This window comes from Myroides guanonis, assembly GCF_900114085.1.
In the GTDB taxonomy this organism is placed as follows: Bacteria; Bacteroidota; Bacteroidia; order Flavobacteriales; family Flavobacteriaceae; genus Flavobacterium; species Flavobacterium guanonis.
In genome coordinates, this window is sequence record NZ_FORU01000004.1 from 175,304 (window position 1) to 193,649 (window position 18,346).

12 protein-coding genes are annotated in these 18,346 nt (G+C 34.6%); 7 read left to right on the forward strand and 5 right to left on the reverse strand.

Annotation, left to right across the window (positions count from 1 at the left end):
* Window positions 1–100 precede the first annotated feature (100 nt).
* Both BM024_RS05410 and BM024_RS05415 read left to right on the forward strand, forming a co-directional pair.
* Window positions 101–760 carry an HAD family hydrolase gene (locus BM024_RS05410; protein WP_090678442.1) on the forward strand — a complete coding sequence of 220 codons (660 nt, stop codon included), beginning with the start codon at window positions 101–103 and terminating at the stop codon, window positions 758–760.
* A 104-nt stretch (window positions 761–864) separates the two neighbouring features.
* On the forward strand, window positions 865–1,380 hold the full coding sequence (locus tag BM024_RS05415; RefSeq protein ID WP_090678443.1) for a hypothetical protein: 516 nt from the start codon (window positions 865–867) through the stop codon (window positions 1,378–1,380).
* A 65-nt stretch (window positions 1,381–1,445) separates the two neighbouring features.
* On the opposite strand, the gene BM024_RS05420 is transcribed toward BM024_RS05415, so the two are convergent.
* The 3 genes from BM024_RS05420 to BM024_RS05430 all read right to left on the reverse strand — a co-directional run bounded on the left by BM024_RS05420 (window position 1,446) and on the right by BM024_RS05430 (window position 4,481).
* Window positions 1,446–2,801 carry a DEAD/DEAH box helicase gene (locus tag BM024_RS05420; RefSeq protein ID WP_090678444.1) on the reverse strand — a complete coding sequence of 452 codons (1,356 nt, stop codon included), beginning with the start codon at window positions 2,799–2,801 and terminating at the stop codon, window positions 1,446–1,448.
* A gap of 122 nt (window positions 2,802–2,923) precedes the next feature.
* Window positions 2,924–3,820 (reverse strand): lytic transglycosylase domain-containing protein, encoded by an 897-nt coding sequence (locus BM024_RS05425; protein WP_090678445.1) that lies wholly within the window; start codon window positions 3,818–3,820, stop codon window positions 2,924–2,926.
* The gene (locus BM024_RS05430; RefSeq protein ID WP_090678446.1) at window positions 3,813–4,481 is read right to left on the reverse strand and encodes an alpha/beta hydrolase family protein; all 669 of its coding nucleotides are present in this window, start codon (window positions 4,479–4,481) and stop codon (window positions 3,813–3,815) included. The genes BM024_RS05425 and BM024_RS05430 overlap by 8 nt, the downstream gene beginning before the upstream one ends.
* A 178-nt stretch (window positions 4,482–4,659) precedes the next feature.
* On the opposite strand from BM024_RS05430, the gene BM024_RS05435 reads away from it, so the two are divergent.
* Complete coding sequence (locus BM024_RS05435; protein ID WP_090678447.1) at window positions 4,660–4,941, forward strand: GNAT family N-acetyltransferase; 282 nt, start codon at window positions 4,660–4,662, stop codon at window positions 4,939–4,941.
* 207 nt (window positions 4,942–5,148) lie between these two features.
* Here BM024_RS05435 and mtaB read toward each other — a convergent pair whose 3' ends face one another.
* Entirely contained in the window at window positions 5,149–6,465 is a 1,317-nt protein-coding gene (gene mtaB, locus BM024_RS05440) for a tRNA (N(6)-L-threonylcarbamoyladenosine(37)-C(2))-methylthiotransferase MtaB (protein WP_090678448.1), read from the reverse strand.
* A gap of 95 nt (window positions 6,466–6,560) precedes the next feature.
* Between mtaB and BM024_RS05445 the strand changes: the two genes are divergently transcribed.
* The 3 genes from BM024_RS05445 (at window position 6,561) to BM024_RS05455 (ending at window position 10,085) form a co-directional block, all read left to right on the forward strand.
* Window positions 6,561–8,165, forward strand: coding sequence for an ABC transporter substrate-binding protein (locus tag BM024_RS05445; protein WP_090678449.1), 1,605 nt, complete (start codon window positions 6,561–6,563; stop codon window positions 8,163–8,165).
* A 338-nt stretch (window positions 8,166–8,503) separates the two neighbouring features.
* Window positions 8,504–9,127 (forward strand): chloramphenicol acetyltransferase, encoded by a 624-nt coding sequence (locus BM024_RS05450; RefSeq protein ID WP_090678450.1) that lies wholly within the window; start codon window positions 8,504–8,506, stop codon window positions 9,125–9,127.
* Between the two features lie 331 nt (window positions 9,128–9,458).
* Window positions 9,459–10,085, forward strand: coding sequence for a 2OG-Fe(II) oxygenase (locus BM024_RS05455; protein WP_090678451.1), 627 nt, complete (start codon window positions 9,459–9,461; stop codon window positions 10,083–10,085).
* Window positions 10,086–10,264: 179 nt separating this feature from the next.
* Here the strand turns inward: BM024_RS05455 and BM024_RS05460 are convergent, their stop codons facing one another.
* The gene (locus BM024_RS05460; RefSeq protein WP_090678452.1) at window positions 10,265–11,650 is read right to left on the reverse strand and encodes a glycosyltransferase family 2 protein; all 1,386 of its coding nucleotides are present in this window, start codon (window positions 11,648–11,650) and stop codon (window positions 10,265–10,267) included.
* 499 nt (window positions 11,651–12,149) lie between these two features.
* Here BM024_RS05460 and BM024_RS05465 point away from each other — a divergent pair, with 499 nt between their 5' ends.
* On the forward strand, window positions 12,150–18,011 hold the full coding sequence (locus BM024_RS05465) for a choice-of-anchor J domain-containing protein (RefSeq protein WP_090678453.1): 5,862 nt from the start codon (window positions 12,150–12,152) through the stop codon (window positions 18,009–18,011).
* Window positions 18,012–18,346: the final 335 nt, after the last annotated feature.

Genomic DNA, 18,346 nt, shown 5'->3' on the forward strand with positions numbered 1-18,346 from the left:
AAAGGGGTAATAATTTAGGCGGAAGTTAATCAAAAGCTATGAATTATTGGGTTATTTATTGACGTTAATGGAGTAGAGAGTTATCTTTGCAATAAAAAAAATGATTCAGACGGTTATTTTTGACATGGATGGGGTAATAGTAGATACTGAACCAGTTCATAAGTATGCATATTATAAACATTTTGAAGAGTTGAAGTTGAATATTCCAGAGGAGGTTTATACTACGTTTACGGGTAATTCTACTAAAAATGTTTATCAGAAGATTAAGGATAATTATGGGATTTTAACGGAGGTTGAAGAGTTGGTTTTGAGAAAGAGGGCTTTGTTCAACGATGCTTTTGATACTAAACCAGACTTGGAGTTAATCTCTGGAGTCCGTGCTTTAATAGAGGATTTGCACAATAATGAGGTACAACTTATATTGGCGTCTTCTGCTTCTATGAGTACCATTAATAGGGTGTTTAATCGTTTTGAGCTTTTTCCATTTTTCACACATATAGTTAGTGGAGAGAATTTTCCAAAGTCTAAACCAGACCCTGCGATTTTCTTACATGCGGTCTCTTTATCTGTAGCTGCAAAAGAACATTGTGTTATTATCGAGGATAGTACAAATGGTGTGAAAGCGGCTGTTGCGGCAGATATAGATTGTATTGCTTATCACAGTAAAAATTCTAAGATGCAAGATTTGAGAGGGGCTAAATTCTTTATTTCTGATTTTGCCGATTTCAAGGCTAAGGATATTAAAGGGTTGTCTTTTTAATGTTTTCTATTACAAAATACCTTACGGTATATGGCTAATGCTTTTATACTGCTAGTATTTTTATTACATTTGCATTCAATTAAAAACTAAAAATCTAAGACCTTATGTTCCACAGATATATAAAACTTGTTATAGCAGCGTTTATTTTAGCAGCGGCAGTTTGGCAATTTACTGAGAGTAATATTGGAAACGGTATTTTTCTTTTGTTATTAATGTCTATTGTTGTTTTGTTGTATTTTAAAAACGAGTTTATTTTATTGGCTTTTTTAAAATTGAGAAAACAAGATTTTGAAGGTGCTCAGAAGTGGTTGAGTTATATCAAGAATCCTGATACAGCTTTGGTTCGCAAGCAAAATGGTTACTATAACTACTTGCAAGGAATTATGGTTTCTCAAACGAATTTAAATGCTTCTGAAAAATTCATGAAGAAGGCTATAGAGCTTGGGTTGAGTATGGATCAAGATTTAGCGATGGCTAAATTACAGTTGGCAGGTGTAGCGATGACGAAGAGAAGAAAAGTAGAGGCTACTAAGTTACTTAATGAGGCTAAGAAATTGGACAAGCAAAACATGCTTAAAGACCAAATCAAAATGATGAAGGATCAGATGAAGAGAATGTAATTTCTTTTTAATCTTTATATATAAAAAAGGGCTAACTCATCGAGTTAGCCCTTTTTTATTTGGGTCTAATTATTTTTCTTTCTTTTCTCTGCGCGTTTCTTTTCAACACCTCTGTTTGTAGGTTTTGTTTTTCTAGGATTTCGCTTTCCTGGACCACCTAAGTTGACTTTTTTGTTTTTGTCTTTCTTGTCGTGAAAGGCAGCTCCTTTTTCGTCTGTTTGTTTTGGTTTTTTAAGTAGGTGTTTTATTTTTTGCTTTACTTTTTCAAACTCCATCAGTTTTTCAGAAATCTCTACTTCTACAGGAATCTCCATTATTCGAAGTTCTTTCTCCATTAGCATTTCTGCTTCTATCTTTATTTCTGCTTCTTTTGGGTCTATGATGCTGATTGCGGTTCCTTCTTTGTCTGCACGTCCTGTTCTACCAATTCTGTGGATGTATTGTTCTGGTAATTCTGAGAACTGTAAATTGATAACGTGGCTAATGTCTGAGATATCCAATCCACGAGCCATAATATCTGTGGTTACTAATCCTCTCAATTCACTATTTTGAAAATCTGACATAGCAGTTAATCTAAAGTTCTGTGATTTGTTTGAGTGAATTACGGTAAATTGTTCTGGGAATACTTCGTTTAGTTTTTCTAGAACTAAGTCTGCAATTCGCTTGCTATTGATAAAGATAAGAACCCTATTATAGGTTTCACTGTCTTGAAGCAAATGAATTAATAAGTTTATTTTAGTATTGAAGTTTGGTACGTGATAAACTTGTTGGTCTATTTTTTCTAATGGTGTTCCTGATGGTGCTAGTGATACTTCTTCTGGATAGTCGAAATAGTCTTCTAGGATATCGTCTACTTCTTCTGTCATGGTTGCTGAAAACAAGATGTTTTGTTTCTTGTTTTTCATCATAGATAGAATTGAAGTCAATTGAAATCTAAATCCTAAATTTAAAATTTCATCAAATTCATCAATTACCAATTTTTGTAAAGCGTCAAATCGAACTACTCCGTCTAATGCCAAATCCATTGTTCTTCCTGGGGTTCCCACCAAAATGTCTACTCCATCATAAACGGCTTTTCGCTGTGTATTGATGTTTGTTCCTCCATAGATTCCTAGGGTACGAACAGACATGAATTGTGTTAGTTTTTCTACTTCTTCTACTACTTGAACTACAAGTTCTCTAGTAGGAACTAGAATCATTACTCTAGGTGTGTCGTCAGGAGTGAATTTCCACTGCTTTAATATAGGTAGTAAATAGGCATAGGTTTTTCCTGTTCCTGTTTGGGCAATTCCCATCATATCTCTACCAGATAGAATTACTGAAAAAGATTTTTCCTGAATAGGAGTAGGAGTGGTAATATTTAATTCCTTCAAAGCTTTGTCTAAAGCTTTCGGAAGATTAAACTGATCGAAAGTGCTCATAAAAAATGTATAATTTGCAACAAAGATACATTTTATTTTTTTTCGAGATTTATCTAAGGGGTAGCAATATAGATTCACCCCCTCACACTTTGTTGTGATGAGGGAGTGGGTCTGTTTTTTCCTTAATATCCTTCCGTTGGAATTTCTATGTTATAGGTTTTTCCTTCTGTTACTTTTAGTTCTGTGCCGCGCAACCAAGGGTTGTGTAGTTTTAATATTTTGTAATTGATTCCTTGGTCTTTTGAAAATTGATATAAGTTGTCAATATTGTAATTTACTGCTATCGTCTTTGTTTTTATTGGTTGATAGAGTGTGTTTTCTGGAAGTACAAAACCGTATTTTTCGGTATTAGACATTATTTCTTTTAGTGCTAATATTCTAAAGACGTAACGCGATGTTTCTTCTGCTATAAATAGGTCGTAATAGTTGTCTACCATTTGAAGCTCTAGTTGTTTGGTAACGCCAGCCATTCCGCGGTTGTAAGATGCTGCTGCAAGTGTCCAGCTACCGAATCGTTGTTTGGCCTTAAGGAAGTATTCACAGGCTTTCTGAGTAGCTATTTCAAGGTTATAGCGTTCGTCTACGTATTCGTTTACTTCCATATTGAAGTCTTTTGCTGTTCCGTCCATAAATTGCCAGAAACCGCGTGCTCCTGCTGACGATGTTGCGTTGGAAAGTGTGCTTTCAATTACTGCTAAATATTTGAAATCATCAGGAATTCCGTTTTTCTTTAATATTGGTTCTATGATTGGAAAATAGCGGTGTGCTCTTTTTAATGAAATAATTGTTGAGGCATGTAGATTGATATTAATTATCATTTCTCTGTCTAATCGCTCTCGTACATCTACGATGTGTAATGGCGTTTTTTCGCCTGCAAAGTTGATGGTGTTTGGTAAGTAGATGTGATTTTTAATATCTACGCTTTGAGTGTTGGTTCCTGTAGATGTTGAGAAAACAAATGTGCTCCCAATTAAGATAACTCCCGTTATAATTCCTAGCTTTTTTATCGTTCTATTCATAGTTTTTGTTTGATATTATTGTGGGTAAATGCTTGTTGAACCAGCGGTATCGCATTAAAATCATTGCATGTGTGCCTCCTTTAATAACGATAGCGTTTTTAATGTATTGTATGGGGAATACTTCATCTTTGTCTCCGTGTATGTGAATTACATTGGGGTTTGGATGTGGTTCTTTCCAATTGAGTATGTTTTTAAAGGCCCAATCTAAATAGGATGAGTCTCTTATTGACATATAGTTGCTATATAGATCTATTCTTCTTTTTGCTTTTTCGTTGCCGTGTTTTTTTAATATTGTTTCTATTTGGTTTACCCATCGTGTTGGGAAAAACTTATAGAGTAATAGTTTTTGTGCCCATTTCATTCGTTTGGGAAATTCGGTGTGTGATCGAACACTTGAAATAATAATTGTTTTTTTAGTAGAAATTTTCTTTGCTAATTCTTGAACAATTATTCCGCCGAAGGATACTCCAATTAATACTGGATTTTCGTGTTTTATTTCTTCTTGTATTCTAGTAGTGTAATTGCTGAGTGTTTCGTTCGAATAGGGGATAAGCCATTCTAAATAGTGAAATTCGAATTGGTCTTTTGGTAAATCTATCTTTTCAAATATTCTGGAACTGGCCCCCATTCCAGGCATGAAATAGATGTGTATTTTGTTCATAATAAATAAATTAACTAATAATAGGGGCTGATTGTCAAATTAATTCTCGAAATTTGCTAAAGATAGACGATTTAGTTCTTAGTGCTACTTTCTAATGTTTAAATATATCTTAAATATTGGGGAGTATAAATCTGCACTTTGTCTATGTTACTAATTGAAACTTTAAACTATATTATAAATGGAAATCAAAAACAACGAGCTACTTCGTCAGTTTGAATATCAGACAGAAGAAGGTATGCTCAGTGTGGAGTATTCGTTGCAAGAGAGAAAGATTTTCTTGACGAAGCTTAAAGGATTTGAGACTTCAGTTCAGGAGCAAGCATCAGACTTTTTAAAGGCTGTTTTAAGTTTTGCTGAAGATAATCGTTTAAGAGTGGTTCCTACACATCCAAAGATTGTGTCGTTCTTTAGAAAGAACCCTGTGTATAAAGAGTTATTACCTCCAGGAATTAGAATCTAGTTATAGCTAGATATGAGTTAGATTATTAACCAAAAAAGAGGATAGAACACTTGATGTTTTATCCTCTTTTTTTGTGTTTTTGTTTTTGCGCAGTTTGCGGATGCGTAAATTCGTAAATAGCTATAGAGATGAGATTGCGGGTCAGACCCGCAATGACTTTTAGGATTAAATGGGTAATCCTTTAATACAATCTTTTGATGGTGCTATCTACACAAATTCCAATCGCACACTTCCGTCTTCATCTATCTTAGTCAATGCTATTTTGTGTAGTGTATTGGCTAACTCTGGATTCCATGGTGTTTTTACCTTTACGTAGTTCTCCGTAAATCCGTGTATGTATCCTTCTTTGTTTTCGCTTTCAAACAACACTGTTCGTTCTGTTCCAATCTGACTTTCATAGAACGCTCGGCGTTTTTTCACAGAGAGCCCACGCAACATTTTACTGCGCTTGTTTCGAACGTTCATTGGAACTGCTCCTTCCATATTGGTTGCTTCTGTATTGTCTCTTTCAGAGTACGTGAAAACGTGTAAGTAAGAGATGTCTAAGTCGTTTAAGAAATGGTAGGTATCTAAGAAGTGTTCTTCTGTTTCTCCTGGAAAACCTACTATAACATCGACTCCAATACAGGCGTCTGGCATTACTTCTCTAATTTTTGCTACGCGTTCTACATAGAGTTCTCGTAGGTAACGGCGTTTCATTTTTTTGAGTATGTCGTTACTTCCAGATTGCAATGGTATGTGAAAGTGGGGAACGAATGTCCTACTTTTTGATACGAATTCTATAGTTTCGTTTTTTAGTAAATTTGGTTCGATTGAAGATATACGCAAACGTTCAATTCCCGGTACTTCATCTAAAGCTTGTACTAATTCTAAAAAGGTGTGTTCGTGTTTTTTATTTCCAAACTCTCCTTTTCCGTAATCTCCAATATTTACACCTGTTAAGACGATTTCTTTGATGTCTTGAGCTGATATTTCTGCTGCATTTTTCAATACGTTTTCCATGGTGTCGCTACGTGAAATACCGCGGGCTAATGGAATGGTACAATAGGTGCATTTGTAATCACAACCGTCTTGTACTTTTAAAAAGGCTCTTGTTCTATCACCAATGGAATAACTTCCCACATAGAAATCAGCGTTTTCAATTTCGCAGGAATGTATTTCTCCCATGTCGTTTTTTGACAGGTCGTTGATGTAGTCCATTATTTTGAACTTTTCTGTAGCTCCTAACACTAGGTCTACTCCATCTACTGCGGCCAATTCTTCTGGTTTTAGTTGGGCATAGCATCCTATTGCTGCTACAAAAGCTTTATCGTTTTTCTTTTGAGCTTTTTTTACAATCTGTTTAAATTGCTTGTCTGCATTTTCGGTAACTGAACATGTATTGATTACATATATGTCTGCTACTTCCTCAAAGTCAACACGATCGAAACCTTCATCGGTGAAATCACGTGCAATTGTTGAGGTTTCTGAGAAGTTGAGCTTACAGCCCAATGTATAAAAAGCTACTTTTTTTCTGTTTTCCATAATAATTAGCTACTCCTAAGTAGTAATTTTGAATTATATTTACTTTTTCTATAATGTAAAAAAGAACTGCAAATTTACATACAAAAAACGATTTCATGAAATCATTACTCTGTTATACGTCAGTATTTTGGATTGTTTTAACGTTGACCTCTTGTCAGAATAAAGCGGGGACGGTTAACGAAGATTTGGTTTTCAGGTATAATGAGAGTGCCAATATTCAAACTTTAGATCCTGCATTTGCAAGAAATCAGGCTATTATATGGCCATGCAATCAGCTTTTTAATGGCTTGGTGCAGTTGGATGATTCTCTTTTGATTCAACCTGATATTGCTAAGAATTGGAGTATTAGCGAGGATGGGAAACAGTATCGCTTTACTTTGCGCAAGGATGTTTTCTTTCATAAACATATTAATTTCGGCAGTGATAGTACGCGTGCTGTTACCGCTTCGGATTTTGAATATAGTTTTAAACGATTGACCAGTGGTCAATTGGCTTCTCCTGGTGCTTGGATTATGCAGAAGGTTGATAGTTTTAAGGCTGAAAATGACAGTGTTTTTGTTATTGATCTTCAAGAACCTTTTCCTGCTTTTCTGGGATTGCTTTCTATGAAATATGCTTCTGTGGTGCCTAAAGAGGTTACTGAGGATATGCATCATAATTTCAGGTCTCATCCTATCGGTACTGGACCTTTTTATTTTAAGTTTTGGGAAGAAAATGTGAAAATGGTTTTGCGTAAAAATCCTTTGTATTTTGAAAAAGATGCTAATGGGGTTTCTCTCCCTTATTTAGAGGCTGTTGCTGTTACATTTTTACCTGATAAACAGAGTTCTTTTTTACAATTCATTCAAGGTAACCTGGATTTTATATCAGGTTTGGATCCTTCTTATAAAGACGAGATCATTACAGAGGATGGAGTTCTTCGCGAGAAGTATCAGGATAGGTTTAAGCAGATATCGGGACCGTATTTGAACACGGAATATTTGGGTTTTAATTTGGAGGATCAAGGTATTGCACAAGATATCCGTATTCGTAGGGCTTTGGACATGGGCTTTGATAGGAAGAAAATGTTGATGTATTTGCGCAATGGTATGGGGAGTGCGAATGTTGGAGGAATGATACCTAAAGGTCTGGCTGGAAATATTGAATTGAACTCTAAGTTTAATCCATCTTTAGCTAGGGAGTTGATTGCTGAGTATAAGAAAGAGACGGGAAATATTCGTCCAACTATAACTTTATCGACTAATGCTTCTTATATTGATATTGCGGAGTTTTTACAAAGGGAATGGCAGAAATTGGGGATTGATGTTCAGGTTGATGTTTCTCCTCCTTCTACTCTAAGGCAAGAGATAGCAACTGGTAAGGTTACTTTCTTCAGAGGTAGTTGGATTGCAGATTATCCAGATGCTGAAAATTATTTATCGCTTTTTTATTCTAAAAACATTCCTCCTAATGGTCCTAATTATACACGTTTTAAAAACGAAAATTATGATGTGCTTTATAAATTGGCTTATCGTACTGTTTCAGATAGTGAACGTACAGCTATTTATAAAGAAATGGATAGTATTATAGCTGCTGAATTGCCTGTGATAGTATTGTTTTATGATCGTGCTGTTAGGTTTACTCATAAGAATGTCGAGAATCTTGGGATTAACCCTATGAATAATTTGTTTTTGAAAAGGGTGAAGAAGCAAAGGGGGTAATTTGTTGATTTGGTTATTCGTGAATTTGTAAAGGAGCAAAGAGGCGAAGGAGCAAAGGGGCAAAGAGGCAAAGAGGCAAAGAGGCAAAGAGGCAAAGAGGCAAAGAGGCAAAGAGGCAAAGAGGCAAAGAGGCGAAGGAGCAAAGAGGCGAAGGAGCAAAGAGGCGAAGGAGCAAAGAGGCAAGCGTTAAGTTTTAGTCTGGTAGACTAAAATAGCGATGCAGCCAGCAGACGAGATGGTTAAGAAAATAGTTGACGCAAAGTGATTAATGGGCTCTTGTTGGCTTCTTAATACTCAAAATATATTATTGTTATTTTTTAAATTATTTGATTTTACTAATGAAAACTAAAGTAAATATAGAAGAATGGGTGAGAAAGGATCATTTTCTCTTCTTTTCTAAGTTTGAAGAACCTTTTTTTGGTGTTACTGTAAACATCGATTGTACTATTGCTTATGAACAGGCAAAATTAAAGGAAACGTCTTTCTTTTTATATTATTTATATAGGGCTTTAAAGGCTGCTAATGAAATTGAGAATTTGCGCTATCGAATTATTGATAAGGATGTATATCTTTTTAATCAAAATAATGCGTCTCCTACTATTAGTAGAGCGAATGGTACTTTTGGATTTGCTTATATGGATTATTACAATGATGAATCTACTTTTTATAAAATGGCTTTGGAAGAGAAACAGCGTGTCGAGTGTTCAACGGATTTAATGCCTTCTGGTTCTGGAGAAAATGTAATTCATTTTTCTGCTGTTCCATGGTTGGATTTTACTTCTATTTCTCATGCTAGGTCTTTTTCTTTTCCGGATAGTTGTCCCAAAATTTCTTTCGGAAAAGTCACAGTAAATAATGGTGTTAGATCTATGCCTGTTTCTATTCATGTTCACCATGCTTTGGCTGACGGTTATCATGTAGGGCTCTTTGTGGAGGAGTTTCAAAGATTGATGAATTCTTGATTTGGATTTTCGTTAATTTGAAAATAAGCGAAGGAGCATTTTTGTTTTTTCGCTTTTTTGTTTTTAGGATGAGGATGAGAATTTGAAAAGGGCAAAGGAGCAAAGGAGCTAATCTGTTGATTTGGTTATTCGTGAATTTGAAAAGAGGCTTTGTGTTGATAATTTGTTTGAAATTGGTTCTTAATATAGTGTTATTTTAGTGATAATCAATATTTTATATTTGTTTTTGTTGGTTTAATGGAGTGTTTATATTTTTTAAAAAAATAATCGTTTTTAAAAATTGATTTTTCTCAATCAACTCTATATTTGCATGTGTTTTTTAAAACGATATATGCTAAAAGATAAGGTTAATGTATTTTATGAGTCTATTATTGAGGATTTATTAAAATGTAACTTTGCTATTTGTGATGATTTTTTCTCAAATGATGAAGTGAGTGCTCTCAGAGATAATTTATTACTAAAAACGGAGGAGGAAAATTTTCGTAGAGCTGCTATTGGTAATCTTTTTAATGAGAAAGTGGTTAAGTCTATTCGTGGTGATTCTATTCTTTGGATTGATGAAGATCGTATGGATTTGGTTGAGGAAATGTATTTTAATAAGGTGAATCACTTTATTGATTATCTCAACAGTACTTGTTTTTTAGGGATTGAAGAGAGTGAGTTTCATTATGCTGTGTATCCTGAGGGTACTTTTTATAAGAGACATTTAGATGTGTTCCAGAATGATGATCGACGAACGCTTTCTTTAGTTTTTTATTTGAATCAGGAGGACTGGCAAGCTGATTATGGTGGTGAACTGGCCTTGTATTTGCCAGATGATGATGGAGGTGAGGTTTGCAAGTTAATTCAGCCTCTTGCTGGACGTTTGGTAGTGTTTGAGAGTAAGTTGTTGGAACATGAGGTAAAACAGGTTAAACATCCGCGTTATAGTATTACTGGATGGTTAAAAACTCGATAGTTTAGTGGATTAATATTAGATGGAATAATATGGGGATTGAAATGATGCTCTCATATTTATAAAAACAAAAAACCTGCATGGTATTCCATGCAGGTTTTTTAATGAGCAATTTTAAATCAACAAATTGTTGTATTTTCTTTTTCGTTTATGTTTTGTTTGCTGATTCGAATCTTGAAAATCTATCTGGTTAACCAACCTCTTCTACTTGCTGTTGCAATTGCATAAGGGGTAATCCAAAATAGAGTGAATGTATAAAAAATGCTATATGGATATGCCCAAATAGAGTCTAATATGCTTCTTTGACTCTTGTTGTAAAAGAGTACTTGAAGGCTTGAAAATACAAATACACTTATTAGTATTGTACAAACAAACATGATTGGGTTTGCTACTATAAACAACAGCATCAATAGTAAAAATGGGTAAGCCATTATTACTTTTAACCATTGATTTAATAGAAATACACGTGTTCCAACTTTAGATCCTTCTCTGAAGTCTTTAAACGCAAATTTACTCATCATGATGTTTTCACGTACATTGCTGCGCTCCCATCTAATGAACATCTTATACAATCCTTTGAATTTTTCTGGTGTATTTGTAAGAACGTATGCGTTTCGTTGAAATAGCACGTGATATCCTTGTTTCAAGATCATGTTTGTCATCGCACGATCTTCACCTATGTCTGATGGTTTTCCCATAAAAGTTTGGTTAATCCATTGTGGTAGACAATTTAGTACGGCTTCTCTTCTATATGCTGCTAGTGCTCCTGGTGTACATAATACAGATCCTAGTGCGCTTTGTGCTGAGCGAATGAATTCAAAACTAAATACAAAACTCACGTTCAGCATTTTGGGAATCATAGCGCTTTGATTGTTTAATACTTTTACATTTCCTGCTACAGCTCCACATTTTTCATTGTTTACAAATGGACTTGCCATGTTGCGCAGGGTGTCTCTTTCTACGATTGAATCACTGTCTATGGTAATGAATATTTCTCCCTTTCCTTTATTGAAACCATAGTAAAGAGCGTGTCTTTTTCCTTTGTTTTCTGGTTGTTTGTGAATGGTAACTCGACTACCTAATTCTTCTTTTGCTTTCAACATCCAATTCCAAGTATCGTCTTTACTACCGTCGTCTACCGCAATTATTTCTAATTTTTCTGCCGGATAATCGCTGTTAGCAATACTCCACAGTGTTTGGTGAACTAATTGACCTTCGTTATATGCAGGTACTATAATTGTACAGGTTGGTAGATCGTCGTCTGATACTGAGGTTATTGGTTTATAGCGTAAGTATAGGTATAAGACATACAGCAAAAATGCTATTTGAATTATAAACAATACCATAGTTACATTCATTAATGACGGTCCCCAAAATGTTTTCATTCGGTCTAAATGAATTTTTTGGAATTGGTCTTGGAATTTATAAACCATGAATATAGCGCCAAACATTAAAGCGAAAGTTCCTAGTAGAACAAAAACGTCTAATTTTCGCAGAGGATTTTTAGTTCGTTTTTTAAAATCTAATAAGGGACTTCTTTTTTGAGGAGAATTTATTGGATTTGACATTTTTAGTTATTTTGAGAGTTAACGCAATAGGCGTTGTATGGTTCTTTAAGCGGTTTGCAAAAGTACAGTTAATAACTTCCAATAGTTATGCCATTTGGTTTTTTGGCTGTATTTAATAGTTTTAGGGGGTTTGGGAAAATAGATAATGTGGAATTTGGTACAGATTGTGGAGGTTTTGACACTTATTGTCAATTAGTTGAATAAATAAGACTAATTATAGTGTTGGTATTTGATATATTTAGGTTATCCATATGTTTTTCTACAAGATTATTTTTTATTTAGTTTATGCGTTTTTTCTTTAAGTAGGTATTTATATGGATGTCCTAGTTTATTAATTAAAGTTTTTGGAATTAACGTGTTTTTTAGTTCTTTAGGTTTTAATAGTGTTATATTATCTAAAATTGGTTGTTTATTGTTTGAATGTTTCAGATTATACTAAAGTTTTTAATTAAAAAACAAGGTATATATTTACATCCTAAAATATTTTAACTTTATTTTTATGAAAATATATATATGGTTTCAACTCAGCCTAACTGTGTTGTTATTATTTATGTTGACTGCTAGTACTCATGCTTTTTCTAAAGCGTCTTCAGTTGATTCTAGTAATTGGCAATCTGATTCTTATTCTCCGCAATTGTATTTATTGCCTTATTTTTCTTTTGGGGAATTAGTTGTGGAAGACTCTAAAACAGTTTTATCCGCAGATTGTTCTATTACTACTTTTCCTTTTATTGAATCGTTTAATAGTAATTCAACAACTAAAAATTGTTGGACTATTCTAGATGTGGATAATGATGGTGCATATTCTAATTGGTTAAAAGGGATGGAGAATGTTTGGAGCTCTGTTAAGACAGAGTATTTCGAACCAGATGGTGCAATGCGATTCGTTGGTGGATGGGCTAATCACGATGATTGGTTGATTTCTCCTACTTTTACTTTGAATGGAGGTAATTATGCTTTAACGTACTACTATAAGGTAGATGATATTGTGATAAATGAGTTTGAGGTCCTATTATCTACTTCTGGTATTTCTCCTGCTGATTTTAAAAATACTTTAGTGGCTAAAGCTTTTTATAAGAACAAAGAGTATGTCAAAAAGACGGTTAATATAAGTGGTTATACTGGAGATATTAATATCGCATGGCATGTTACTACGCAGGACGAAACGTATATTTATCTTGATTTAGTTTCCTTAGTTGAGGTTGATTGTATTGCGCCTAGTGATGATGTTTTAATTAGTAACATAAAGAAGAATGAAGCTACTTTTAAGTGGAACGACTCTAATAATAAACAGTGGGAAACGTATGTGAAAGAATTTGATGGTATTACTGGAGATCCTGTTGGTAGTGGTACTTTGCGCAATTCTAATTCCGCTACGATTACTTCTACAAATGGCACTTCTACTGTTCCTGCGGCTCCTCTGAAACCGAATACTGAGTATGAGTTTTATGTTCGTTCTAGTTGTAATGGTGGGAAAAATAGTCCGTGGATTGGACCTATAAAGTTTACTACTTTATGTGATGAAATGACGATTCCTTTTTGGGAAGGTTTTAATGATGAGAAAAGTCTTTCTCCATCTCCAACTATAGATTGCTGGAGAATTGTGGATAACAATGGTGATAGTACTGGTTATGCAAATTTATGGAGAGCTTTTGGTTCGGGTGCTTTTGAAGGTGGAGGGGCTATGAATATAAATGGTATTGACACAACGAATGATGATTGGCTGATTTCTCCTACTTTTAATTTAGATGCGACGAAGAGTTATAGGTTAAAATATCATTATAAGACTAATACATCTGACGATAATGAGTTTGAGGTTTTATTGTCTAAAAACGGAATTGATATTTCTAATTTTAAGCAAACAGTACTTCCTAAGAAGATTTATAAAAATGGAGGATATGTTCAAGAGATTACGTTTATACAAAATGTAGGTGGACTTGTGAATCTAGCTTGGCATGTTACTAGCGATGGAAATACCAATGTTTTTTTGGATAATGTTTTTCTTGAAGAAGTGGTTGGCTGTCCTGAGCCTTTAAAATTGGGGGCTAAAGATGAAGGTAAGACAAAAGCAACTATTTACTGGACGGATGATTTCAACAAGGGTAAATGGGAATATTCAGTAAGGAAAACTGGTAGTGGTGCTCCAAGTGGTATTGGGGTTAGTACTGACTTAAAGGAGGCAGTGGTTACCGTTGATGGTTTGGGGAAAAATCTACTTCCAAACACGGAATACGAGTTTTATGTTAGAGCGGACTGTGGTGATGGTTCTTTTAGTGTTTGGTCTGGTCCATTTAAGTTTAGAACTCTTTGCGATGTTATTGACTTGCCTTTATGGGAGGGTTTTAATTACAATTCTAATACTATTTATTGTTGGGAGTTCTTAGATGAGAATAAGGATGGTACTACAGCTGGAGGTAAATGGAAAACTCAGGTTTCTAATGCTTTCGAAGGGGGTACTTGTATGTACTTTAATGTGAATGATTATAGCAATATTATTCAGACAAACGATTATTTGATTTCTCCTACGTTTGTTTTTAAACCAAATACGATGTATCGTCTTAGGTATCATTATAGAACGGATGCATTTGCTAATTTCAGTAATTTCGAGGTAGTTGCTTCTAATAAAGGGGTTAACGCAGCTGACTTTGATTTTACTATTATAGCTGATTCAACTTATAAAACCGCTGTTTATCAAGAGAAAAGAGTTTTTATAGAGGGGTTGTCTGGTGATGTTAATATTGCATGGCATACAAAGGGGACTGGTTCTAAAGTTATTTATATTGACAATGTTTTTGTTGAAGAGGTGCTTACTTGTCCAGAACCGTTGAATGGTTTAGTAAAGGATATTGAAGCTAATAAGGCTACTATTGAATGGTCTGATGAATTTGGAGCTACTGATTGGGAGTATTACGTTCAAGAGGAGGGATTAGGTACTCCAAAGTCTAAAGGAACAGCTACAACTTCTAAAGTGAATGTTGTTTCAAAATTGCAATCTGGAACCGCTTTAAATTCTAATTCAGATTATGAGTTTTATGTGCGTACTATTTGTGCAGATGGTGGCTATAGTATTTGGTTAGGTCCTTATTTGTTTACTACTGAATGTGATTTGTATGATATTCCTTTTTGGGAAGGTTTTAATAAGGATTCTAATGTGGTCAGATGTTGGGTTGTGAAGGATGAGAACAAGGATGCATCAACTTATAATGGTATTTGGAAATTAGATGATTTTAAGCCTTTTGAAGGAAACCAAATGATGCATTTTGTGGGATTGAGTAATAATGATGATTGGTTGATTACTCCTACTTTTAATTTAGATGGAGGTAAGTATGTTTTAAAGTATCATTATAAAACGGAAAGTAAAGAGAACACGGAATTTGAGGTTTTGCTTTCTAACGGTGGTTTGGATGTTTCCAAGTTTACCAAGGAGGTTGTTGCTAAGAAGGTTTACAAAAATGACAACTTTATTGAAGAGGTTGTTTATATCGATGGTGTTGTTGGAGATGTAAATATTGGATGGCATGTTACCGGGAAGGGTAGAAATGTAATAGACCTTGACAATATAAGTTTGAGAAAGGTTGAAAATTGTGAGCAGCCTTATCATGTAGAAATTGTGGGTCAAACAACAACTAGCTTAGATGTTGAATGGCAACAAGATGGTGGAAGTACAAGTTGGGAAGTTATAGTTGTTGATTATGGGAATGATGAGACTTCGACGCCTATTAAAAAAGAGACAGTTACTGGAAGCAGTAAAGTTACTATATCTGGTTTACCTGCTGGAAGGGCAGTATCAGTTTTTGTTCGAGTTTTGTGTGGAGATGGAAAAACGTATAGTGATTGGTCTAGTCCTGCAAATGGAGGTCTGAGTATCTCAAATAATGATTGTTCTAATGCATTGAATATTCCAGTAAATAGTGGAACGGATTGTGTTAAAACGCTTCCTGTATCTAATATAGGGGCTACTTTTTCGAATGCTGTTAAGTCTCCTTGCTTCAGAAGCAATGAGGAACTTGACAGAGATATGTGGTTTGAGTTTACAGCTACATCTGTGAATCACTTGTTCAGTATTCAGAATATTAAAATGCTTAACGACGATACATTTCAATCGATGAGCATGGCTGTTTATAGTCAAAACTGTGCTGTAATAAGTATGCCGAGTACTCAACCTTTTCTTTGTAGATCTTTACAGGATGATTTTTCGTTTAGACAGCTGCTTCCAGATTTAGTTCCTGGACAAAAGTATTATGTGAGATTAGAAATGCCTAAAGATGTTGTTTTGTTTGAGATTTGTATCTCGAGTACGGATGCTGAATATTTGATTGTAGATGAGGATAAGTATACAGCCGAAGAGTTGGTTAAAGACATTTTAATTCAATCACAATGTGATGTGGTTTCTAATGTGAAATATCAAGCGGGTGATGGTACAGGAACTATTAACACATTGGCTTATTTTAATCGCGGTAATTCTGATTTTCCTTTTGAAGAGGGGCTTGTTTTGTCTACAAATTCTATAGATCAAATTACAGGACCTTATAAAGGATTTGGAGAGTTTAAGGAGCGAATTCCTTTTTGGGATGGTGATGCCGAATTGAATAGGGTTATTGATGATCTTGGAGGTAGTGGTTTTGGAAAGAAAAAGGCAATTGCTGTTTTAGAGTTCGATTTTATTCCAATTAACGACTCTATCAAGTTTGAGTATTTGTTTGCTTCTGATAGTTATCACAAAAAATGTAATGGGTCTTGTAAAAATGCGGGTGCCTTATTTGCGGCTTGGCTGACGGATCTTGAAACGGATGAAGGGCGAAATTTAGCCTTGGTTTCTGGTACGAATGATGCAATATCTTCATCAACTGTTAGAAATATTAAAAAATCTGGGGTAATTGGATGTAGCAGTGTTAATCCTGAATTTTACGATAAGCATTATGACAATTACCAAGACAATCCATTGGAGGCTGCTATTAATTATGCTGGATTGCTGAAACCTATGAGTTCGGATTTTGTTGCGGTTACTCCTGGAAAGAAATACCGTATTAAGCTTGCGATTGCAGATTTTTGTAACTTTTTGGAGGATGCATCGTCTGTGTTTTTTAATGTAGGTAGTTTTAATTTAGGTAGGGTTGATTTGGGTGCGGATATGTTGGTTGAAACTGAAAATGCTTTATGTCATGATGAGACTAGAATTATTAAAACTGGTATTAAAGCAACGGAGTATTTAAAGGTTGATTTCGAATGGAGTAAAGATGGTGTTGTGATTCCTGGTGAGAATGGTTCCGAATTAGAGATTAGTGATAGTGGTACCTATGATGTTAGAGTTAGTTATCCTGAGTTAAAGTGCGAAACGTATGGCAGTGTGAAAGCAGAGGTCTATCCATTGATTTCGACTGTTGTTCCTCAACCTAAAGCTATTTCTATTTGTAAGAATAGTTTAGAGAGTCTTATTGTAGATTTAAGCACTGTTGAGCTTGATATGTTTGCGAAAGTTGGTAGCGATAATTATACTACGAGTTATCACGCGACTCTAGATGATGCTAAACTTAATGTTAATCCAATGGACACTGATTTTGTTGTTGAGGTTTTTGGTGCTACTTATCAGTTCTTTATTCGTGTTGTGGATGTAAAAACGGGGTGTACAGAGGTTTTTTCAATGTATTTAAGACCTCAAGTTGGTGAATTGCCTGTGGAACGAGAAAGTGTTTCTGTTTGTGCTTCTTATGTTTTTCCTGCGCTTGAAGTGAATCAACATTATTATACTGAGTCGGGTGCTAAAGGTATTGAGTATAAAGCAGGCGATGTTTTAGATATTCCGGGTAGACATCTAATCTATGTTCTTCAAAGAAATGGAGAGGATGGTTGTTATGAAGAATCTTCATTCGTTGTTTCTGTAACCGAGGGTGTTGTTGCAGATGTTTTTGAGGATTTGGTATTGCGTTGCTCGGTTCATGATTTAAAACCTTTGTCTAAAAACAATAAATATTTTACTGAACCGGGTGGAAAAGGAGATGAGTTGGTTGTTGGTTCTTATATTATCAAGGATCAGGTTATTTATATCTATGCTTCCTCAGAGGATGGTTTGTGTGTCGACGAGAGTAGTTATTCTGTTTCTTATGAAGAATGCCCTATTCAAAAGGGGATTTCTCCTAATGGTGATGGTTTGAATGATTCATTCGATTTGAGTAATCATGGTGTAGAGGATTTAAAGATTTTTAATCGCTATGGTTCGGAGGTTTATTCATACGGTTTTGGCTATACTAACCAATGGATGGGGCAGAACAAGAATGGTAAGTTACTCCCAGATGGTACTTATTACTACGTAGTTATTTCACGCGGTGTAACCAGAACGGGTTGGATTCAAATTAATAAATAGGTTTGTTTGTTACTATATAAAAAAGACCGATAGTGTATTCTATCGGTCTTTTGCTTTTATAGATAAATTGTTACTCGCTTGTGTAAATTTATGCTGTGATAATGTGGGTAGTATATTTTTTTTACGTTAATTTATATTACATTTTTTTAAGAATTATTTTATTTTACATTATATTCGTGTAATCCTATTGAAAGTGATGTTGTTAACCATTCTTATTGGTAGATGACGTTTTTGTTTTTGGTGGAAGTTTAATATTGGATTTTTACCTAGCTGAGTGTCTTGATTATACGTTATAACGATTGAAGAACCACTATACTTTATAAATTTTAAAACTA